Annotated in this window: 19 protein-coding genes; 13 read left to right on the forward strand and 6 right to left on the reverse strand. The window is 59.8% G+C overall.

All coding sequences use genetic code 11. The features are described from left to right. Positions 1 to 55: 55 nt before the first annotated feature. Positions 56 to 796 carry a class I SAM-dependent DNA methyltransferase gene (locus tag HMPREF2604_RS03710; RefSeq protein WP_070563315.1) on the reverse strand — a complete coding sequence of 247 codons (741 nt, stop codon included), beginning with the start codon at positions 794 to 796 and terminating at the stop codon, positions 56 to 58. 241 nt (positions 797 to 1,037) lie between these two features. On the opposite strand from HMPREF2604_RS03710, the gene rpsA reads away from it, so the two are divergent. Next, positions 1,038 to 2,498: a 30S ribosomal protein S1 gene (rpsA, locus tag HMPREF2604_RS03715; RefSeq protein WP_010190105.1), complete on the forward strand. Its 1,461-nt coding sequence runs from the start codon at positions 1,038 to 1,040 to the stop codon at positions 2,496 to 2,498. A gap of 115 nt (positions 2,499 to 2,613) precedes the next feature. After that, positions 2,614 to 3,216: a dephospho-CoA kinase gene (gene coaE, locus HMPREF2604_RS03720; RefSeq protein ID WP_070563081.1), complete on the forward strand. Its 603-nt coding sequence runs from the start codon at positions 2,614 to 2,616 to the stop codon at positions 3,214 to 3,216. 39 nt (positions 3,217 to 3,255) lie between these two features. On the opposite strand, the gene HMPREF2604_RS03725 is transcribed toward coaE, so the two are convergent. Then, entirely contained in the window at positions 3,256 to 4,632 is a 1,377-nt protein-coding gene (locus tag HMPREF2604_RS03725; protein WP_070563084.1) for a DUF4185 domain-containing protein, read from the reverse strand. Between the two features lie 104 nt (positions 4,633 to 4,736). On the opposite strand from HMPREF2604_RS03725, the gene HMPREF2604_RS03730 reads away from it, so the two are divergent. From HMPREF2604_RS03730 to HMPREF2604_RS03745, 4 genes are all read left to right on the forward strand, one after another. Then, a complete protein-coding gene (locus tag HMPREF2604_RS03730; protein WP_141746419.1) occupies positions 4,737 to 5,099 on the forward strand; it encodes a DUF4259 domain-containing protein in 363 nt (120 codons plus the stop codon). Between the two features lie 88 nt (positions 5,100 to 5,187). Then, on the forward strand, positions 5,188 to 7,281 hold the full coding sequence (gene uvrB, locus HMPREF2604_RS03735; RefSeq protein WP_070529903.1) for an excinuclease ABC subunit UvrB: 2,094 nt from the start codon (positions 5,188 to 5,190) through the stop codon (positions 7,279 to 7,281). A gap of 114 nt (positions 7,282 to 7,395) precedes the next feature. After that, on the forward strand, positions 7,396 to 7,842 hold the full coding sequence (locus HMPREF2604_RS03740; protein WP_070523204.1) for a universal stress protein: 447 nt from the start codon (positions 7,396 to 7,398) through the stop codon (positions 7,840 to 7,842). Positions 7,843 to 7,984: 142 nt separating this feature from the next. Then, positions 7,985 to 8,425 (forward strand): universal stress protein, encoded by a 441-nt coding sequence (locus tag HMPREF2604_RS03745; protein ID WP_010190091.1) that lies wholly within the window; start codon positions 7,985 to 7,987, stop codon positions 8,423 to 8,425. 85 nt (positions 8,426 to 8,510) lie between these two features. On the opposite strand, the gene HMPREF2604_RS03750 is transcribed toward HMPREF2604_RS03745, so the two are convergent. The 4 genes from HMPREF2604_RS03750 to HMPREF2604_RS03765 all read right to left on the reverse strand — a co-directional run bounded on the left by HMPREF2604_RS03750 (position 8,511) and on the right by HMPREF2604_RS03765 (position 13,541). Then, a complete protein-coding gene (locus tag HMPREF2604_RS03750; RefSeq protein WP_070563090.1) occupies positions 8,511 to 9,527 on the reverse strand; it encodes an App1 family protein in 1,017 nt (338 codons plus the stop codon). Between the two features lie 10 nt (positions 9,528 to 9,537). Further along, entirely contained in the window at positions 9,538 to 11,778 is a 2,241-nt protein-coding gene (locus HMPREF2604_RS03755) for a HelD family protein (protein ID WP_070563094.1), read from the reverse strand. A 141-nt stretch (positions 11,779 to 11,919) separates the two neighbouring features. After that, positions 11,920 to 12,843, reverse strand: coding sequence for a DoxX family protein (locus HMPREF2604_RS03760; RefSeq protein ID WP_070563097.1), 924 nt, complete (start codon positions 12,841 to 12,843; stop codon positions 11,920 to 11,922). A gap of 95 nt (positions 12,844 to 12,938) precedes the next feature. Beyond that, positions 12,939 to 13,541, reverse strand: coding sequence for an MBL fold metallo-hydrolase (locus HMPREF2604_RS03765; protein ID WP_070529910.1), 603 nt, complete (start codon positions 13,539 to 13,541; stop codon positions 12,939 to 12,941). Between the two features lie 76 nt (positions 13,542 to 13,617). Here HMPREF2604_RS03765 and uvrA point away from each other — a divergent pair, with 76 nt between their 5' ends. The 7 genes from uvrA (at position 13,618) to HMPREF2604_RS03800 (ending at position 20,489) form a co-directional block, all read left to right on the forward strand. After that, positions 13,618 to 16,455 (forward strand): excinuclease ABC subunit UvrA, encoded by a 2,838-nt coding sequence (gene uvrA / locus HMPREF2604_RS03770; RefSeq protein ID WP_070563100.1) that lies wholly within the window; start codon positions 13,618 to 13,620, stop codon positions 16,453 to 16,455. After that, positions 16,455 to 17,435, forward strand: coding sequence for a serine hydrolase (locus HMPREF2604_RS03775; RefSeq protein ID WP_246818364.1), 981 nt, complete (start codon positions 16,455 to 16,457; stop codon positions 17,433 to 17,435). The genes uvrA and HMPREF2604_RS03775 overlap by 1 nt, the downstream gene beginning before the upstream one ends. Before the next feature lie 206 nt (positions 17,436 to 17,641). Beyond that, on the forward strand, positions 17,642 to 18,211 hold the full coding sequence (infC, locus tag HMPREF2604_RS03780) for a translation initiation factor IF-3 (protein ID WP_083299163.1): 570 nt from the start codon (positions 17,642 to 17,644) through the stop codon (positions 18,209 to 18,211). 36 nt (positions 18,212 to 18,247) lie between these two features. Continuing rightward, positions 18,248 to 18,442, forward strand: a complete 195-nt coding sequence (gene rpmI / locus HMPREF2604_RS03785) for a 50S ribosomal protein L35 (RefSeq protein WP_010190075.1) — start codon at positions 18,248 to 18,250, stop codon at positions 18,440 to 18,442. 56 nt (positions 18,443 to 18,498) lie between these two features. Then, complete coding sequence (rplT, locus tag HMPREF2604_RS03790; RefSeq protein WP_005323264.1) at positions 18,499 to 18,882, forward strand: 50S ribosomal protein L20; 384 nt, start codon at positions 18,499 to 18,501, stop codon at positions 18,880 to 18,882. 205 nt (positions 18,883 to 19,087) lie between these two features. Beyond that, positions 19,088 to 19,564: a TM2 domain-containing protein gene (locus HMPREF2604_RS03795; protein WP_070563108.1), complete on the forward strand. Its 477-nt coding sequence runs from the start codon at positions 19,088 to 19,090 to the stop codon at positions 19,562 to 19,564. 124 nt (positions 19,565 to 19,688) lie between these two features. Next, the gene (locus tag HMPREF2604_RS03800; RefSeq protein ID WP_070563113.1) at positions 19,689 to 20,489 is read left to right on the forward strand and encodes a TrmH family RNA methyltransferase; all 801 of its coding nucleotides are present in this window, start codon (positions 19,689 to 19,691) and stop codon (positions 20,487 to 20,489) included. Positions 20,490 to 20,536 lie beyond the last annotated feature (47 nt).

Raw genomic sequence — 20,536 nt, forward strand, 5'->3', positions numbered from 1 at the left:
CAGCTTAGTTCGCTGCGGGCGGCACACTCCGCACCAGGGTGGGCAGGCGTCCGGGCTATCGTGCTTCGCACACGAAGATGGCGGTGCCGGGGAAAATTACACCTCGTTCTGGAGACCACTGGCCCCACGTGATGTCGAGGCCCTCTGGCCACTCGGGTTCGATGAGGTTGCAAATCTCGAAGGAACCGCGAACCTGTAGTGCTCGCACCCAATCACCCATCGTGCGGTGAAACTCGGCATAGCTAAGCTCACCGTTGGCATCCTGTTCGAGGTAGGCGCGCTCAAAATAGGACAGCTCTGCTGTGAGGTTCTGGGGATCGTCGGGGAAGACCCAGCGCATTGGGTGCGGCACAGAAAAGACAAAGCGTCCACGTGGGCGCAGGACACGGTGGACCTCGCGCAGCGCCGCGTCCAGGTCTCCTACGAAGGGCAAGGCTCCGAAGGCGGAGAAGACGACGTCAAAGGACCCGTCGCGATAGGGAAGCGCTAGGGCATCAGCTTGGGCTAGCGGTAGCTCGGGCGCGGCATGGGAGAGCATTCCCGACGAGAGATCGAAACCCGTCGCAAAGCGCGTGCGTCCTTGCAGCCATTGCGTGCACGGCGCGGAGCCGCAACCGAGCTCGAGAACGGTGGCGAAGGAGACGTCGCCAAGCAGCTGCGCCTCAGCCTCATGCAGCATTTCCGGGCACCAGTAGAAAGAGGATAGGTACTCGGGGTGTTCCGCGTGGTAGGAATCGGCGTCACGATCCCAAAAATCGCGGTTGGCAGAGGATGCCGAAAACGCTGCTGCAGACATTCTTCCTTTCCCAATTCTTTTTCCATGGCGCATTTGCCGTTTTAGCTGCGAGGATGTAAGGTTGTACGGGCGTGTCTATGACTCGGGACGCGCTGGGCTACTGTAGGAGAGCTCGGCACGGCTGCGAGTCGGGATTGAAATCCATCTTAAGCCTTGCGCATTCGCGCTGCTTAATGACGCTTTTCAAGAGACGCGTAACTGTCCAATTACGATCTCCTACGTTTATTCGGAGCATAACTACATGCCAACTTCTAACACCCCTCAGGTTGCGATCAACGACATCGGAACCGCAGAGGACTTCCTCGCAGCTGTCGACGCCACCATCAAGTACTTCAACGATGGTGACATCGTCGAGGGCACCGTGGTCAAGGTTGACCACGACGAGGTCCTGCTCGACATCGGTTACAAGACCGAGGGCGTCATCCCGTCCCGCGAGCTCTCCATCAAGCACGACGTCAACCCGGATGAGGTTGTCGAGGTCGGCGACGAGATCGACGCACTTGTTCTCACCAAGGAGGACAAGGAAGGCCGTCTGATCCTGTCCAAGAAGCGCGCACAGTACGAGCGTGCTTGGGGCGCCGTCGAAGAGCTGCACGCCAAGGAAGAGCCGGTCACCGGTACCGTCATCGAGGTTGTCAAGGGTGGTCTCATCCTGGACATCGGCCTCCGTGGCTTCCTTCCGGCATCCCTCGTTGAGATGCGCCGCGTCCGCGACCTGGAGCCGTACATCGGCCAGGAGCTCGAGGCCAAGATTATCGAGCTGGACAAGCAGCGCAACAACGTTGTCCTGTCCCGCCGTGCATACCTCGAGCAGACCCAGTCTGAGGTCCGCTCCGAGTTCCTGCACCAGCTGCAGAAGGGCCAGGTCCGCAAGGGCGTTGTCTCCTCCATCGTCAACTTCGGCGCCTTCGTCGATCTCGGCGGTGTCGACGGCCTGGTTCACGTTTCCGAGCTGTCCTGGAAGCACATCGACCACCCGTCCGAGGTTGTCACCGTGGGCGACGAGGTCACCGTCGAGGTTCTCGACGTCGACCTGGACCGCGAGCGCGTGTCCCTGTCCCTGAAGGCAACCCAGGAAGATCCGTGGCGCGTCTTCGCCCGCACCCACGCTGTGGGCCAGATCGTTCCGGGCAAGGTCACCAAGCTCGTTCCGTTCGGCGCCTTCGTTCGCGTCGAGGAGGGCATCGAGGGCCTCGTCCACATCTCCGAGCTGGCTCAGCGCCACGTGGAGGTTCCGGACCAGGTTGTCAACGTTGGCCAGGAAGTCATGGTCAAGGTCATCGACATCGACCTCGAGCGTCGCCGCATCTCCCTGTCCGTTAAGCAGGCAGACGAGGACTACACCGACGAGTTCGATCCGTCCAAGTACGGCATGGCTGACTCCTACGACGAGCAGGGCAACTACGTGTTCCCGGAGGGCTTCGACCCGGAGACCAACGAGTGGCTCGAGGGCTACGACGAGCAGCGCCAGGCTTGGGAGGCTCGCTACGCAGAGTCCGAGCGTCGCTTCAACCTGCACACCGCTCAGATCGAGCGCAACCGTGCTGCAGCCGCTGAGGCCGCCGAGTCCGCTGCCAACTCCAACTACTCTTCCGAGTCTCAGGATGCAGCTCCGGCATCCGATTCTCAGGCAGAGGTTGGCGGCTCCCTCGCTTCCGACGAGCAGCTTGCTGCTCTGCGCGACAAGCTCGCTGGCAACTAAAAGCTAAGTCCTCTCGGATAGGCTCCGCCGTTTAGTCCGAGACGATCTAGTTCTTGCAGAAAGGCCGCTTCTCCCCGCTGTGGGAGGGGCGGCCTTTCGCGTATCCTAAGCCGGTATGAAACTCATTGGCCTCACTGGCGGAATCGGCAGCGGAAAATCGACTGTAGCGCAGCTTCTCGTGCGCCACGGCTGGGAATTAGTGGATGCCGATCAGATAGCCCGGGACATTGTTGAACCGGGTCAACCAGCGCTCACAGAACTGGCGCAGGCTTTCGGGGAAGACATTCTCCAAGAAGACGGGAGCCTGGACCGGGGGTTGCTAGCTTCCCGTGCCTTCTCTAGTCGCGAGAAGACCGCTGTGCTCAACTCGATTACGCACCCGCGCATTAACGAGGAAACCCAAGCCCGCTTCGACGAAGCGCGGCAAGCCGGTGCGGATTTCGTGGTCTATGACATGCCACTCCTCGTGGACAAAGGACTCCACAAGGATATGGACGCCACCATTGTTGTTGACGTTGACGCAGAGGAGCGTGTGCACCGCCTGGTGGCATACCGCGGGCTGGATGAGGAGGACGCACGCCGCAGGATCGCGGCGCAGATTCCGGACGATGTGCGGCGTGCTGCCGCTGATTTCATCATTGACAACAACGGCCCCCGCGAAGCACTGGATGAGCAGGTCGAGGGGGTCGTCGCCAAGCTCCGCGCCCGCCTAGGTTAGGCACGCAACTTCCTAGCAACAGTTTTCTGGCAGAAGCTCCTAGCGCGTTGCTACGACGTCAGAGACTGCGATGTGGTCGTTGTTTTCCATGTCCTCGCCCACGAAATCAAGGTCAGTGCGCATCAGCATGGTGTTGTAATCGTGCCACGATGTCAGCGTGTAATACAGGTGCTGGTCATCCTGGTCTGGCAGCACGAAGGGCGCGTACGTGTCGTTGAGTGGCTCGCCGCTGACAACCTCGGTGGTCTTCGCGCCCACAAGCATGCGGCGCGGCGACCACGGTCCTTCGGGGCTATCTGCGGTGCGCATGACGATGCCCTCTCCCTCCACTCCATACATGGTGACGTACTTGCCCAAGTAGTGGTTGTAGGCCACGGAAAGCTCGGAGACTTTGCCATCGAGCACCTCGGTGGCCCGCGCGGGATCCTTCACCCATGAGCCATCTGAGTAGTAGCTGAAGGCATCTTCGTTGGGGAATTCAGATTTCAACGCGCGGGATAAATATGCCGGGCCACGGCGGCCGTTTCCGGTGGAGTAACGGTAGATATAGTCGTCGTGCTCGATGAAGGCCGATTGCTGCAGCTTTTCGAACCCTGGGCGGTAGTTTGCGCCGCCGGGAATGGGAGCGTTCGTCCCGTGGCTAGCGTTAGTGCGTGTGGCCTCCGGTACCGCGCGCCACGTGACTCCGCCGTCGGTCGACTTCACGGTCCCACCAAAGTTGGTTGACCAGCCGGTTTTCGGGTCGTGCCAAGAGCGCACGGACATGTAGTCGATGTAGTGCACGCCGTCGACCACGATGCCCGCTGTGGGGATGGTGGTGCGCTCGCCGTTGGTATCTTGATCTCCCACCTTTTGGGAGGGGATGAACTCCTTTGCGCGGCCATTGGCGGACCATCCGGAGTTAGTCAGCGCCTCCTCCAGACGTAGGCCATCACCGTAGTCGTGGTCGCTCGTGCGCAAGAGGAGGTTGGAACGCCACCCATCACCGTCGCTCGAACAATCCATGGAATCGCCGAAGACGTAGTAGGAGCGGCCCGCGTTGTCAGAGTAGGCAATGCCGAGGTCGGTTCCGGAAATGTCGAATTTTTGGTCGGTGCGGTTCGGGGAACCGGAACCGGTGATGAGCTGCATGATTTGTGTCGGTCCGCCGGTGATTTGGCGCTGGTTATAGTTGCTGCGCTGTGGTGCTGCGGAGTCACCTGAACTGCTCGAACGGGAGGAGCTCCCCAGCAGCGCGTCGAGCCCTCCTAGCGAAGAGCCGCCTCCCGGCCCGGAGGCCTCGGGCTTCGACGTGAAGCTACCGGACTTCGAATAGGCCGTACACGGAGAAGCTTGGGCGGTGGGCGTGTGGGACACGATAGCGACGGGCACGAGACCGGCGATGGTCATTGCGCTGGCGAGGGAACGAAACTTCATGCCAGCCGATTCTAAAGGAGAGCGGCAACTTTTAAAGCATATGGTGGCTAAAATTTACCTTGTGCTCGCGCACCGTTCATCTTGAGTGCTTAATCTGCCCCTCCATGGGAACCTGGGACGTTGGGCCTTTTGATAATCACGCCGCGTGCGAAGTGCTCGCGGAAATTCGTGATGGCTCCTTCGACCTCGACACGTTTAAGAAGAGCTGCGTGGATTCTCCCATCGATGTTGACGACGCCGAGGTCGTCATCGCCTTAGGCGCACTGGCGACGTCCCCGGCGGACAAACTTCCCGCTGGAGTCAGTGTCGAATCCGTTAAAGCGCTGCGCACGCCGCAGACTCGGGCCTGGCTGCGCCAGAAAATTAACACAGCGATGGAGCCCAATAATTCCCCGATTTATGCTCTGTGGGAAACCACGGGTGAGTTAGATCTGTGGCTGCGCACGACGCGTGCTGTATTGCCCTAAACCGTTCTCTCTTGCCTCACACAGTGGCTGGGTTGTTGACCTGCCGGGACCTAGCAGGTTTAGGCTTCGGCGCGTTAGACTGGTCGGCATGGCTTTTGCTGCTGAACACCCTATCCTGCCGGTCTCGGAACACCGTCCTGTCGGTGAAATCGAACGGCGCTCGGCCGATTTTCGTGTTGAATCAGAGTACCAGCCCGCCGGCGACCAACCCGCCGCCATCGCGGAACTGGATGAGCGGCTGAGCCGCGGCGAGCGCGACGTCGTCCTCATGGGTGCCACGGGTACCGGTAAATCCGCTACTGCGGCGTGGCTCATCGAAAAGCAGCAGCGCCCGACACTCGTGATGGCGCCGAATAAGACGCTGGCGGCCCAGTTGGCAAATGAGCTGCGCCAGCTCCTCCCGCACAACGCCGTTGAGTACTTCGTTTCTTACTACGATTACTACCAGCCGGAAGCCTATATCGCGCAGACGGATACCTATATTGAGAAGGACTCCTCGATTAATGAGGACGTGGAACGCCTGCGCCACTCCGCCACCTCGGCGCTTCTTTCCCGCCGTGATGTTGTCGTTGTGTCCTCTGTGTCCTGCATCTATGGCTTGGGCACGCCGCAGTCCTACCTCGACCGCTCAGTCGTGCTGGAGGAAGGGGAGGAGATTGACCGCGATCGCTTCCTGCGCCTGCTCGTGGATATCCAGTACGAGCGCAATGACGTGGGTTTTACGCGCGGAACCTTCCGCGTCAAGGGCGATACCGTGGATATCATCCCCGCCTATGAGGAGCGTGCGGTGCGCATCGAATTCTTCGGCGATGACGTGGATGAGCTCTACTACATCCACCCGTTGACGGGCGATGTTCTCGAGCGAGTCGACGAGGTGCGAATCTTCCCCGCGACTCATTACGTGGCGGGTCCAGAGCGCATGGCGCGGGCCATCGAGGACATCAAGGAAGAACTTGCGGAACGCCTCGCCGAGCTGGAGAACCGCGGCAAGTTGCTCGAAGCACAGCGCCTGCGAATGCGCACCGAATACGACCTCGAGATGATCGAGCAGGTGGGCTTTTGCTCCGGCATTGAGAACTATTCGCGCCACGTCGACGGGCGCCCTGCCGGTTCGGCGCCGGCGACACTCTTGGATTATTTCCCGGAGGACTTCCTTACCATCATCGATGAGTCCCACGTGACCGTCCCGCAGATCGGTGGCATGTTTGAGGGTGATATGGCCCGTAAGCGCAACCTCGTGGAGTTTGGCTTCCGTTTGCCGTCTGCCGTAGACAACCGGCCACTCACCTTTGATGAGTTTGAGGAGCGCGTGGGGCAAACCGTCTACATGTCGGCCACGCCTGGTGATTTTGAAATGACGGCCTCCGGCGGCGAGTTCGTCGAACAGGTCATTCGCCCCACCGGCCTGGTGGATCCCAAGGTGACGGTCAAACCCACCAAGGGCCAGATCGATGACCTCATCGATGAGGTCCGCGCCCGCACCGCTAAGCAGGAGCGTGTATTGGTCACCACCTTGACCAAGCGCATGGCAGAAGACCTCACTGATTACCTTCTAGAGCATGGCATCAAGGTGCGCTACCTCCACTCGGATATCGATACGCTGCAGCGCGTGGAGCTACTGCGGCAGCTGCGCTTGGGTGAATTCGATGTGCTCGTTGGTATTAACCTGCTGCGCGAGGGCCTCGACCTTCCCGAAGTCTCACTCGTCGCTATTTTGGACGCAGACAAGGAAGGCTTCCTGCGTTCCACCACTTCGCTCATCCAGACAATCGGCCGCGCCGCCCGAAACGTGTCCGGTGAGGTCATCATGTATGCGGACAAGATTACGGACTCGATGCAGGAAGCCATCGAGGAGACCGAGCGCCGCCGTGAAAAGCAGATTGCCTATAACAAGGAACACGGTATCGACCCGCAGCCATTGCGCAAGAAGATCGCTGACATTTTGGATCAGGTTTACGACAACGCCGATGAGCAGGAGCAGGGGGCGGACCCCACGGCAATCGTCGAGAAGCCCGATGTGTCCTCCATGGCTGCCGACGAGGTGCAGGCGCTTATCGACGACCTGACGACCCAAATGCGCGAAGCCGCCCGAGAGCTTAAATTCGAGCTGGCGGGGCGCTTGCGCGATGAGATCGCGGACCTGAAGAAGGAACAACGTGGACTCAAAGAGGCCGGGATTTAACAGTCTGGGTCGGCGTACTGAAACCTCGTTAGTGCACTGGGCGGGTAACACCACACTCAGTGTGGGCAGCCGTGCCATACTGTTAGGGATTAACCACTAGTTATAAGGAGAATCATGCTGAGCTACAACGTCATCGCCGTGGGAACCGATGGATCACCGACATCCCTGCGTGCCGTCCGTTCTGCCGCATCTATGGCGCGTGCTTATGATGCGACGTTGATCATCGTGTCTGCTTTCTACAACCACTCCGGTTCGATGCTCGGCGCACCGAACGCAGAGGACGCCCGCGTGCCCGTTGTCAGCGAGGAAATGTCAGAGAATTTCCTCAACAATGCCGCGGAGATCGCGCACGGCGAGGGTGCGAAGCGCATCGAGATCATCGCTAAGTCTGGCGACCCTGTGAACTCACTCATCGAGGTGGGCAAGGACTATGATGTCGACTTGTTCGTGGTGGGTAACAAGGGAATCCATTCAGTTCGCGGCCGGGTATTCGGTTCCGTTGCGACGGAGCTAACCCGTAAGGCCCACGCGGATGTTGTGGTGGTCAACACCACTGAGTAAGCGCCGGACCCAGTCGGGTGCACAGCACACGCGCTGATCGACGCGAACACGCCAGCGTTGTTAGACTAGCGGGTGCGCAAAAGCTTTTAGAATTTTGTTTAGCGGTGGCCTCAAGGTTGGGGCCCAGCGAAGAAAGGTCATCATGAGCGATTACAACAAGATCGTGGTCGGTACCGACGGTTCCAAGTCCTCCCTGCTCGCAGTGGAGCGCGCCGCCAAGATCGCCGCAGCCTTCGATGCCACCCTCATCATCGGTTGCGCCTACTACGAGAACCAGGAGCAAGCCTCCAAGACACTGCGCCAGGATTCAGTGACGATTCTCGGTGATGAGAAGGCTCAGGCCAACCTCGCCTCCGGCAAGGAACACGCAGAGAAGTTCGGCGTGACGAAGGTGGAGACCGCTGTGCGTCCGGGCACCCCGGTTCAGGCTCTGATGTCCATCGTCAACGACAACAAGGCTGACCTGCTCATCGTTGGTAACCGCGGAATTAATTCCTTGACCGGCCGTCTGCTCGGTTCGGTTCCGGCGGATGTCGCGCGTCAGTCTGATTGTGACGTCATGATCGTCCACACCGTCAACTAAGCCTTCTCGGGCTACGGTACGCACACGCCCCAGAAACTTCTTCGTCGGAAGTCTCTGGGGCGTGTTTGCGCGTTGTGGTGCTTTTCTAAGAGCCGAACCGAAGCTTGCGATAGGCGCGGGCGAGGGCGTTACCGTCGGCGCCTTGAATAAGCGGGATATCGAAAGAAGACTCTTTGTTGACCTTGACTAAGGGAGCAAGCGAGCCATGGGAGAGCAGCTGCTCTTGTGGCGTGAGGTTGCGTATTGCTAGCGCTGCCACACGGTTGGGATGCTCCGCCGCGGCGTCGGCATAAGTCAGAGGATCGTGTTGCCCATCATCACCGATGAGAAGCCAGCGCAATTTGGGGAAAGCAATGAACAAGTTGCGCAGTTGGACACGCTTGTGTTCTTGGCCATTGCGGAAAAGACCGGTGGGCGTTGGGCCCCAGTCGGTGAGCAACAGTGGGCCACGTGGGAAGCCGTTCTCCGCCATGAAATTGACCAAGGTGTCATAGGTATTCCACGCACCGGTGGAGAGGTAGACGAAGGGAACCTCTGGGTGCTGTTGAGAGATCTCCCGGTAGAAACTGGCCATGCCTTCGACGGGGGTTCGCGTATTGGTGCGCTTTACCCAGGAATTCCACGCTGCAATCATGGCTCGCGGCAGCCAGGTCACCATGATGGTGTCATCGATATCGCTGACCACACCGAATGTCGTGTCTTTGTCCACTATGAGGACTTCTGCGCTCACCTCGTCTGCGCCTTTGGCGCGGATGGTGACGTCGTGCCAGCCAGGTTCTAGCCCGTGGTCATGGACGAGGACATCGATGTAGCCGTTGTCATTCGTGGTGCCCGGCACCGTCTTACCGCCAACTGTTACTTCGACCTCGTGGTGCGTGACCTGGATGGTGAAGAATTGGCGGTATCCGCGTTGGGTCCACGTATCGCGTTCCTCAGCCTTGGGATCGTGCATGAGCACGCGGCCGAGCACGTGGACAAAGTCCTCGTTGCCATAGCCGGCGTAGCCAGTAATGCTGGGTTGCCACCCTTTGCGCGCCGAGTGCTTGAGTGAGAATGCATTCGCGGTGGATTCGACTTTGCGGGCGATATCGGAAAGTGCCATGCGCACCAGACTAACCGAAAACCTCCGCGTAACGGCCGGCGATGGTCAAGGACTGTGTCGCGCGCGTGAGGGCCACATAGAGGTTGTGCAGACCTTGCGGTGATTCTGCCACGATGTCATCCGGGTTGACTACGGTGACGTGGTCAAACTCTAGCCCCTTGGTGTGCTCAACGTTGGCCGCAGTGATCACAGCCCGCAGGCGCCCTTCATCATCCTGGAAGGTAGCTGGCTCAAGGTCGTCCGTATCATCGCGCCAGATGACGTCCACGCCGTCGCGAACAGCGATACCCGGCGTCGCTTCGGGGTTGATGGATTCCAAGAGTTGATTGGCCAATTCGGTAATTGGGCGCGGGGTGCGGTAGTTGACGCTTAACCCGTGAAGCCGAAAGCGCTCGCCGACGAACGGCTCGAGCGTGTCCGCCCAATCATCGACGCCGGCAGGGGCACCGGTCTGGGACGTGTCGCCCACGAGAGTCATCCACCGCGAGGGGCTACGGCGAAAAATCATGCGCCATTCCATCGGGGTGAGTTCTTGGGCCTCGTCGACGATGACGTGCCCGTAGGCCCACGTGTAGTCTTCACGGGCGCGCTGGGCGGTGGTGCGGGAGTCCCGAACCTCGTGGCGTCGAGCGAGGTGCTCGGCGTCGATGACGTCGTGGGCAGAGAGAATCTCCGCTTCGAACATGTCGTCATCGTTGTCGGTGGAATCGGAAGAGCTCAGGATATCGAGTGCGTCTTCTGCCTCTGCGACTTGCTCACGCCATTCTTTTTCTTCGGCGACACGTTCTGCTTCGGGGTCGGGCATGCCGATGAGAACCGCAAGTTCGTCGAGAAGCGCGGCGTCGGAAGGCGCCCAAGCTCGGCCGTCCTCACGGTAGAGCGCACTGCGGGTTTCATTATCATAGTCGCCGGCCGCCGAATCGATGCGTTCGGTGCTGCTGAGGAGATCGGCGAGGACATCGGTGGGTGTCAGGTGGGGCCAGAACTCGTCGATGAGCTCTAGCACCTGGGGTTCTTCCGCGAGGTCGTCGTGGAGCTGATCCACATCCGCGCGGGAGAGCAGGTTGTTGCCGCCGAGAGGGTCAGCGCCAATGCGTTCAGCCATCTGCTGGGCCAGTGACTCGGTGAGGTGTTCCGCAAACGCTGCCTGGGCATCGTTGTGTGGTTTGCGCGAGCGCCGTGCACGCGTCCGTGCTGCCTTGACCATCTGTGGGTCCACGGTGAGCTCGAGCCGATCGATCTCGAGCGTGCGCGATTGTTCCGGCAGGCGTTGATAGTCTTTCACCGCGTTGCCGAGGATCTCCACCATGGCCGCGGAGCCTTTGATTTCGCGCGCGAGCAGGGACTCAGGGTGAGTAGCCTCAATGCCGGGGAAGAGAGAAGAGATGGTAGAAAGCACAACGCCGGTTTCACCAAGCTCCGGAAGCACCCGGGAAATATACTCCAGGAAGGTGGAGTTGGGACCCACGATGAGCACACCCGTGGCGGCCAGTTGTTCGCGGTAGGTGTAGAGCAAATAGGCCACACGGTGCAGTGCCACCGCCGTCTTGCCGGTTCCTGGCCCGCCTTCGACCACCATGACGCCGCGCGTGCTGTCACGGATGATTTCGTCCTGCTCCCTCTGAATGGTTTCCACAATGGAAGGCATGTGCCCAGTGCGGGCCTGTTGCATGACGTGGTGGAGGGCGGACTCACTGGCAACGTCGCTGCTGTCGGTGTGTGACTCGCCTTCGAGGACTTCGTCGCTGATTCCGGTTACCGTGCGCCCAGTAGTCCTGATGTGCCGGCGGACGTGGACTCCCTCGGGGTGCGCGGTGGTGGCAAGGTAGAAAGGTCGCGCCATCGGGGCGCGCCAATCCAGAAGGAGCGTGCGGTAATCCTCCTCGCGGGCATCGAGCCCCATGCGGCCGATATAGCGGCGGTCTAGTCCCTCCGGGGTGGGGTTATCACCGGGCGCATCAATGTCGATGCGCCCAAAAACCAGTCCGAGTTGGGCGATGTTTAGACGGTCCAGCTTGGCCTGCAACCCGTGGTACTCGGTTTCGCGGCGCACCAGAGCATCGGCATCCGGGGTATGCGGATCGACAGCAGCCTGTACCTCATTGAGGCGCTCATTTGCGGCGTGGACCTCGTTATCGAGACGCGCAAAAAGGCCATCGACGTAGGCTTGCTCACTGGCAATCTCGGTGTGCGGATCGTTTGCTTGAGCACTAGGGTTTGCGGTGCGAGGCACGGATGAAGATTCAGACACAAGGCTCCTTGGGCGCGTTTGAAGGCTTCTCCTGGGTGGAAAAGAACAACGGCCCAGCATACTAGCTGAGCCGTTGTTGTCTCCACCGCTTCCATGTATCACGGTGCGTTGCGGGGCTATCCGCAACTTTAGGCGACGTGCTTAGAGGCGGTCACCGAACTTCTTGAATGCCTTATCGAGCTTCTTGGATGCTTCCTTCTGCAGCTTTTCCGCGCGCTTGCGAGCCTTCTTCTGGGCGCGCTTGCTATCAAGCGAATCGGCCTTGGCCAGGGCCGCGTCAGCGCGGTCCTGCGCCTTGCCGGCCGCCTTGACGAGGCCCTTGCGAGCGGTAGCGGAGTTATCACGGGCTGCGTCGAGCCAGTCATCCTTGTTGTCCTCAATGAACTCGCGCGCGGTCTCGGCGGTGTCTTCCATGAAGGTGCGTGCGGACTCGAGGAAATCGCGTCCGGTGGACTCCCAGTCATCGCGGTTGTCCTCGACGTAGTCCTTGGCGGTCTCGAGCCAGTCATTGGCCTTGGCCGTGACATCAGAAGAAATCTCATTGGCGCGGGTGGAGAAGTCCTCCGCAAACTTCTGCTGCTCGGACTTGCCCGGCAGCGCCTGCTGGATCTTCTTGTTCGCGCGCTCGGAAGCCTTGGCAGCGCGCCAACGCACAGATGGCTTACCTTCGGTGTCCTGGGTGACGATGGCCAGGGCGCCGAGCAGAGCGGTGTTGGTAATGAAGCCGTTGCGCTGTGCTTCCTTTTCTTCCTTGGAATCTGCGGTCCAGAAAGCATTTCCAACCAAGTTGGGGACGTGAGTCAGCGCCAGCACAGCAGCGGAGGTGCGCGGTGCCTTGCCCAGCGCCAAGCTGGTGCCCGCGGCGGTCTTTGCGCCGCCGAGCGCGCGGGTAACCAGCTCGGGGTCGTTAGGGATGTAGCCTGCGTACTCGCGCGGCAGCACCTTGCGCAGGCGCTTGAGCACGGACTCGGTGTCCGCGACGTGCTCCGAGGTGTTGCGGAGCGTATCCACACCATCCCAGATGAACACGGAGGCCAGCATAGGACGGGCAAACTTACGAATCATGACGTGCTCCATTCGATAGATCTGTAAAGACGTTCGTCACACCATAGTACGCGGGTTAAACAACTGCTGCTGTGAGGGCAGCAGTTAACACGTCGTTACCAACGGCGCTCCCACCACTCGTCCAGATGCGGGCGCTCTGTGCCAAGCGTTGTGGGCGCTCCGTGTCCAGGGCGGACGATCGCTTCGTCGGGGTAAACATCAAAGAGCCGCTGCGTGACATCCTTGTACAGGCGCACGAAGTCACCTTCCGAGGTGGTTTTCCCCACGCCGCCGGGGAAGAGGGAATCGCCGACGAAGAGGTTGGTGACACCGTCAATCTCCGCTGCAACCGCTGCACCGCCTGGAGTGTGTCCGCGCAAAATGATGACGGGTAGGTCGAAGCCGGCAAAAGGCAGGGTATCGCCATGCTCGAGCTCCACGTCGACGGGCGCGGGCAGGGCAGGGGAGTCGAGGAAAGAGGCATAGTGCACGGCGCCGGTTGTGTCCAAGACTTCTTTCAATGCACGCACGTGGTCCCAGTGGCGGTGGGTGGTAAGCACGGAGGTGATCTTTACTCCGTTATCTGCGGCTAGAGAAAGAAGCGCGGGGGCGTCAGCGGAGGCGTCGATAAGCAGCGCTTCTTCGCCCGCACACAGTAGGTAGCAATTGTTGTTCATGTCGGACACGGAAATTTTATGAAGCTCAAGCGCGTTGTTCATAAGTCCAACCATACGGGTACATTCTGATTGAGAACTCTCTGAACACACATACATTTGTGTAGGAAGGCAGCAACTAGTGGCTGATCGTTTGGTCGTACGAGGTGCGCGTGAGCACAACCTCAAGGGCGTGGATATCGATATTCCGCGCGACAAATTGGTGGTGTTTACCGGCCTATCTGGCTCGGGCAAGTCCTCGCTTGCTTTCGACACCATCTTTGCCGAGGGCCAGCGGCGCTACGTTGAGTCCTTGAGCTCCTATGCGCGCATGTTCCTTGGCCAGATGGATAAGCCGGACGTTGAGTTCATTGATGGGCTTTCTCCGGCGGTGTCCATTGACCAAAAGTCCACCAACCACAACCCGCGCTCAACAGTGGGAACCATCACCGAGATCTATGATTACCTGCGTCTGCTCTTCTCCCGCGCGGGCACGGCGCACTGCCCTCAGTGCGATGCCGTCATTGAGCGTCAAACCCCACAGCAAATCGTGGATGAGGTTTTAAGCCACGAGGAGAAGCTTAAGTTTCAGGTCCTCGCACCGGTTGTGCGCCGCCGTAAAGGCGAGTTCGTTGACCTCTTCGCGGACCTCGCGGCGCAGGGATATTCCCGCGTCCGGGTGGATGGTGAGCTCTACCAACTCAGTGATCCGCCCAAGCTGAAGAAGCAGATTAAGCATGACATCGACGTCGTCGTGGATCGCTTGCAGGTCAAGGCTTCCCAAAAGCAGAGGCTGACGGATTCCGTGGAGACTGCTCTGCGCTTGGCTGATGGCCTGGTAACCCTGGATTTCGTCGACAGGGAGGAGCTCACTCACACCTACTCGGAGAAGGCTGCCTGCCCCAACGGCCATACGCTGACCATTGAGGAATATGAGCCGCGCGCCTTTTCCTTCAACGCACCTTTCGGTTCCTGCCCGGTGTGTGACGGTTTGGGCACCCGCCTTGAGGTTGACGTTGATCTGTTGATCCCAGACCCGGATGCTCCGGCTGTGGAGGCCATCCAACCGTGGACGTCGAGTCCCAATGCGAGGTACTTCGTCAAGCTCGTCGAAGGCCTAGCGAAGGCCCTCGACTTCGATCCCCGCACACCGGTTTCTGAGTTGACTGAGGAGCAGCGTCACGCCTTGATTTATGGCACTGACGTGGAAGTCAGCGTGCGCTACAAGAACCGCTATGGCCGCCAACGCAATTGGTCCGCGCCTTTTGAAGGTGCCATCGGATTCCTGGAGCGCAAGCTTGATCAGGCTGATTCCGAATCGCAGAAGGACCGCCTGCTTCAGTACACCCGTCGCGTTCCTTGTAATGCCTGCAACGGCACGCGCCTCAAGCCCGAAATCCTGGCGGTGCGCTTGGCCTCGACCGCTCACGGTGAGCAGTCCATCGCGGGCCTGACGGCGCTGTCCATCGAGGAGGCAGCAGAGTTCCTCGACTCGCTCGTTCTGGGCCACCGCGAGGAGATCATCGCTGGTGCTGTACTAAAGGAAATCCAGGCGCGCTTGCGCTTTCTTCTCGACGTCGGTCTGAACTACCTCACCCTCGACCGCGGCGCCTCCACGCTGTCCGGTGGTGAAGCGCAGCGCATCCGCCTCGCCACACAGATCGGTTCCGGCCTAGCGGGAGTTCTCTACGTGCTCGATGAGCCCTCCATCGGCCTACACCAACGCGATAACCAGCGCCTCATCGCCACGTTGAAGCGCTTGCGCGATATCGGAAACACCTTGATCGTGGTGGAGCACGATGAAGACACCATTCGGGAGGCGGACTGGCTTGTCGACGTCGGACCGCGCGCCGGCGAGTACGGCGGAACGGTGGTCTATCAGGGTGAACCCGCCGGTATCGAAGCCGTGGAGGAATCGCTCACTGGGCAATACCTCTCGGGCAAGAAGAAGCTCGCTGTCCCCGATACGCGCCGTGCGATCGATCCTGAGCGCATGCTCAAGGTGGTCGGCGCCCGCGAGAATAACCTCAAGGGCATTGACGTGGAGATCCCGCTGGGTGTCCTCGTCTGCGTCACAGGTGTGTCCGGCTCCGGCAAGTCCACCGTGGTCAACCAGATTTTGGCCAAAACCTTGGCCAACAAGCTCAATCGCGCCCGCCAAGTGCCGGGGCGAGCCAAGCGCGTCGAGGGCGTGGAGCACCTAGACAAACTCGTGCAGGTGGACCAGAGCCCTATCGGGCGCACCCCGCGCTCAAACCCAGCGACGTACACAGGGGTCTTCGACAAGATCCGCAACCTCTTCGCGGAAACCCAGGAGGCCAAGGTTCGCGGCTACAAGCCGGGCCGCTTCTCCTTCAACGTCAAGGGCGGACGCTGCGAAGCGTGCCAAGGTGACGGCACCATCAAGATTGAGATGAACTTCCTGCCCGATGTCTACGTGCCCTGTGAAGTATGCGAGGGTGCACGCTACAACCGCGAGACCCTGGAGGTTCTTTTCAAGGGCAAGAACATTGCTGAGGTCCTCAACATGCCGATTTCAGAGGCTGCAGAGTTCTTTGAGCCCATCACCTCCATTCACCGCTACCTCAATACCTTGGTGGAGGTGGGCCTTGGATACGTCCGCCTGGGCCAAGCCGCTACAACACTTTCCGGCGGTGAAGCACAGCGCGTGAAGCTGGCATCTGAGCTACAAAAGCGCACGAATGGGCGCACGGTCTACATCTTGGATGAGCCGACGACGGGCCTGCACTTTGAGGACATCCGCAAGCTCATGCTCGTCATTCAGGGTCTGGTGGATAAGGGCAACTCCGTTATCATCATCGAACACAACCTGGACGTCATTAAGGCCGCGGATTGGATCGTTGACATGGGCCCCGAGGGCGGCTCCGGCGGCGGTACCGTCGTGGCTCAGGGCACACCAGAAGATGTGGCACAGGTGGAAGGCTCCTATACGGGAGGGTTCCTCAAGGAGATGGTGTGATGGTAGGGCAGAAGCTCACGCACGCGGCTGCGCTGACTCTCGGTCTTGCCGTGGCTACAACTGCGGCGGGCTGTTCTGCCCCGGATAGGGACGCAGTGCAGGAAGCTCCAGAAACATCTAGTGAGGGGGTTAAGAACAGCTACGGCCTCGATGCGGAGCTGCGCGCCGTCGTCGCAGACGTCGAAAGTGAGTATGACGTTCAAGCTGGAGTGTCAGTGGCGGATCAACAGGCAACATTCAACGCTGGACTAAGGGGTGAAGAGCCTGCATGGTCAACCGTAAAGGTGCCGATCGCCATCGCGGCTTTGCGCGACGAGGCTAGCCCTGAGCTTGTGGACCTCGCCATTAAGGAATCGGACAACGATGCCGCCTACGCACTGTGGTCCCACGTTCGTTGGACCGAGGGGGACGCGGGAAGCGCAGTCAAGGCTCTCTTGAAGGAATATGACTCATCCGGCGAATTTGAGGAACCATTTGGATATTCCACGTGGTTGCTCGAAGAGCAGGCCAAGTTTGGCGCACACTTGCCGTGTATCCCCGAAGCCGCGCAGGTTTATGACGCGATGGATGACATCGTGGAATGGCAAGACAATGGACTCGACCGCCTCCCGCATACCCGGGCCAAAGGCGGCTGGGGGCTTTCCGAGGAGGACAACGGGTATACCCATCGCCAGATTGGGGTGCGGGAAACCGAGGGGGCCGGTAAGGATGCCGATGGCGCGGTGGGATTGGCCATTGAGGTCACCATGCCCGGCGACTACGCCGAGGAGGCTATACCCGCTCTTAACTTGCTTGCTGCAGGCGTAGACCGTGTTGTCACCGAGGCGCTGGGGGAGGGCGCGCTAAAGCCCTTGGTTGGTTGTGCGCGGCCTGGCGCAGCGCCGAGGGCTGAGGAGGCGTCGGCAAGCGCAGCGTCGAAGAGACAAGGTGCGTCGGCCGAACCAACAACTAACTCACCTGCTCGCCGATTTGGTGATTGATGCATGTGGTGTTAGAGTAGTGCGCACTACCGCCCGTAGCGCCTCCTCCAGGAGGTACTTGGGCCGCAAGCGGAGTTTCTCCCACCTGAGGCCGCGTAGGAATCACCATTCCAACGCAGGATAAAGGTTAAGAGTAGGCGCCACGCGGTGGTGCGTGCTTGAAAAAGAAACTCCCGGATGCCACTGGCGCCGGGATTTATTCGTTTGTGGCCTCGGTAGGCACACTACTAGCCCCACAATCGAGGAGAACCACAATCAGCGCTGAAGCTCGCATTAATGAGCGCATCCGAGTACCCGAGGTCCGTCTTGTTGGCCCCGGTGGTGAACAGGTGGGCATCGTCCGTACTGACGATGCTCGCAAGCTCGCGTACGAAGCGGATCTTGACTTGGTCGAGGTTGCACCGAACGCGAAGCCGCCCGTAGCCAAGATCATGGATTACGGCAAGTTTAAGTACGAGCAGGCCCAGAAGGCCCGCGAGTCCCGTAAGAATCAGCAGCAAACTGTGGTGAAGGAACAGAAGTTCCGTCCGAAGATTGATGATCACGATTACGAGACGAAAAAGGGCAACGTGGTGCGCTTCCTGGAGAAGGGTTCCAAGGTAAAGGTGACCATCATGTTCCGTGGCCGCGAGCAGTCGCGTCCGGAGCTGGGTTTCCGCCTGTTGGAGCGTTTGGCTGACGACGTCGCAGAGGTCGGCGTTGTGGAGTCGCGTCCCAAGCAGGATGGTCGCAACATGACCATGGTTCTTGGACCCGTCCGCAAAGGCAAGAAGTAGACCACGCTCCACTTAGGATTTAAGGATTTAATTCTCATGAAGCAGAAGACTCACAAGGGCACCGCCAAGCGCATCAAGGTGACTGGCTCCGGCAAGCTGCGCCGCGAGCAGGCTAACCGCCGCCACCTCCTGGAGGGCAAGCCGTCCAAGCGCACCCGTCGTCTGAAGGGCACCGAGGACGTCGCCAAGGCAGACACCAAGCGCGTCAAGCGCCTTCTCGGCCGCGCATAGTCAGCGCCGAAACTCCCATCCCCACACACTCACAATCAAGATAAGGAAGTATTACTGTGGCACGAGTAAAGCGCTCAGTTAACGCCAAGAAGAAGCGTCGCGCAATCCTGAAGTCCGCTAAGGGCTACCGCGGCCAGCGCTCCCGCCTTTACCGCAAGGCCAAGGAGCAGTGGCTGCACTCCATGACTTACGCTTACCGCGATCGTCGCGCCCGTAAGTCCGAGTTCCGCAAGCTGTGGATCCAGCGCATCAACGCTGCTGCTCGTATGAACGACATCACCTACAACCGCCTCATCCACGGCCTGCGCCTGGCTGAGATCGAGGTTGACCGCAAGATCCTCGCCGAGCTTGCAGTTAATGACTTCGAGGCTTTCTCCGCACTGTGCGAGGCTGCTAAGGCTGCACTTCCGGAGGACGTCAACGCTCCGAAGGCTGCCTAAGCACCGCGCGTAGACGCCAGATGCACCCACCGCCCCTGATGAAGGGACGGTGGGTTTTGTCGTTGCGGGAGTAATGCCCGCAAGAACCCTTAAGCCCTGCTTCTCCCGAGGGATTGTGTTACATTGCACAGTACTGTCATGAGAGCCGCCTGCCCTTAGTCCTTGGGGCTGGCCAGAGATACATGGTGTGAAGGAGAGAAGAGAAATGACCAACCCGAACAACGCTTATCAGCCCAATGGCGACGCTTTTGACGGCGCTTCTAATGGAGGACAGCCGCAACAGGCAAACCCCTTCGGATCTTCGAGCGACCAGTACGGTTATAGCGCGGCCCCCTATGGTGGTTCGCAGCAGTCCCACAACGTTCCGGCACAGCAGGGCGCTTACCAGTCACACTATGGCCAGCAGCCACAAGCCGCAGGAGAGCAAAAGTCATGGGTAGTAGCACTGCTCTTGTGCTTCTTCTTGGGAGAATTGGGAGTTCATAACTTCTACCTCGGCCGCACGAAGCGCGGTATGTGGCAGCTGGCCCTTGCGATCATCGGCATTATTACCTCCTTCATCATCATTGGTATTTTCCTCGTCGCTGGATTGGTGATCTGGAAGTGGGTCGAGCTGGTGTTCATCGCCGGTGGTTTCTCTAATTACGATAAGGACGCAAACGGCGTACCGCTGAAGAAGTAACCGCGCGCAGAGAGCAGTAACTGCGCGCAGAGAATCGCGGAGAACTCTTATCCCGCTTGCCCGCCCGAACGTGGTGGGCAAGCGGGACTTTTCAATGTGAAGCTCGGTCGGTACCGTCACATACATGGATCTGGATTTCTCCTCTGCTTTTACCGAACGCACGCCGCGCGTAGTCAATGCGGCCAAGCTGCACCGCGCGGCCAACCGTCGTAAGGCGGAGCGCTTCATCATCGAGGGCGAAAACGCTGTGGACGCGGCGGTGTCCACGGGAGCGGCGACCGACGTCTTCGTGACGGAAAGAGCCGCCGAGCGCTTCGCCCACATCGTGCAAGCCTGCGGATATATGGACGTCTATGTCCACCCCATCACGGATAAGGCGGCCAAGCACCTGTCTGATACCGCGACGAGCACCGGGCTCTTCGCCGTGTGCCGCCCCGTCCTGTGGAGCGCCGGCAAGATTCTGGCGGGCAAACCACAGCTGGTCTCAGTCCCAGTGCTGACGTCTGAGCCTGGCAACGCAGGTACCCTGATTAGGACTTCGGACGCCATGGGGGCGGACGGTGTCATCTTCGCCGGTGAGGCGGTCGACCCTTTGGGCTGCAAGGTCGCGCGCGCGTCGGCGGGGTCGCTGTTTCATGTGCCCGTTGCTCGCGATCCCAACATCAAGGACGTCCTGGGCAAGCTGCGCTCTTCCGGGATGCAGGTGCTAGCCACGGCTGCTGATGGTGAAGTAGATCTAGCTGAGGCAGATCTGAGCCAACCCACCGCCTGGTTATTCGGTAACGAAGCACATGGACTGGGCGAGCTCTTGGATGAAGCTGACATGCGTGTGCGCATTCCGATTCTTGGGCGTGCAGAGTCACTCAACCTGGCTACGGCCGCCAGCATTTGTCTTTATGAATCAGCCAAGCAACAGAACAGCTAGCTCTGCTCTGTGACTAGGGCTGGTGGCCACAGTAGTCGTTAAGCACG

Source organism: Corynebacterium sp. HMSC055A01 (genome assembly GCF_001809405.1).
Taxonomy (GTDB): Bacteria; Actinomycetota; Actinomycetes; order Mycobacteriales; family Mycobacteriaceae; genus Corynebacterium; species Corynebacterium hesseae.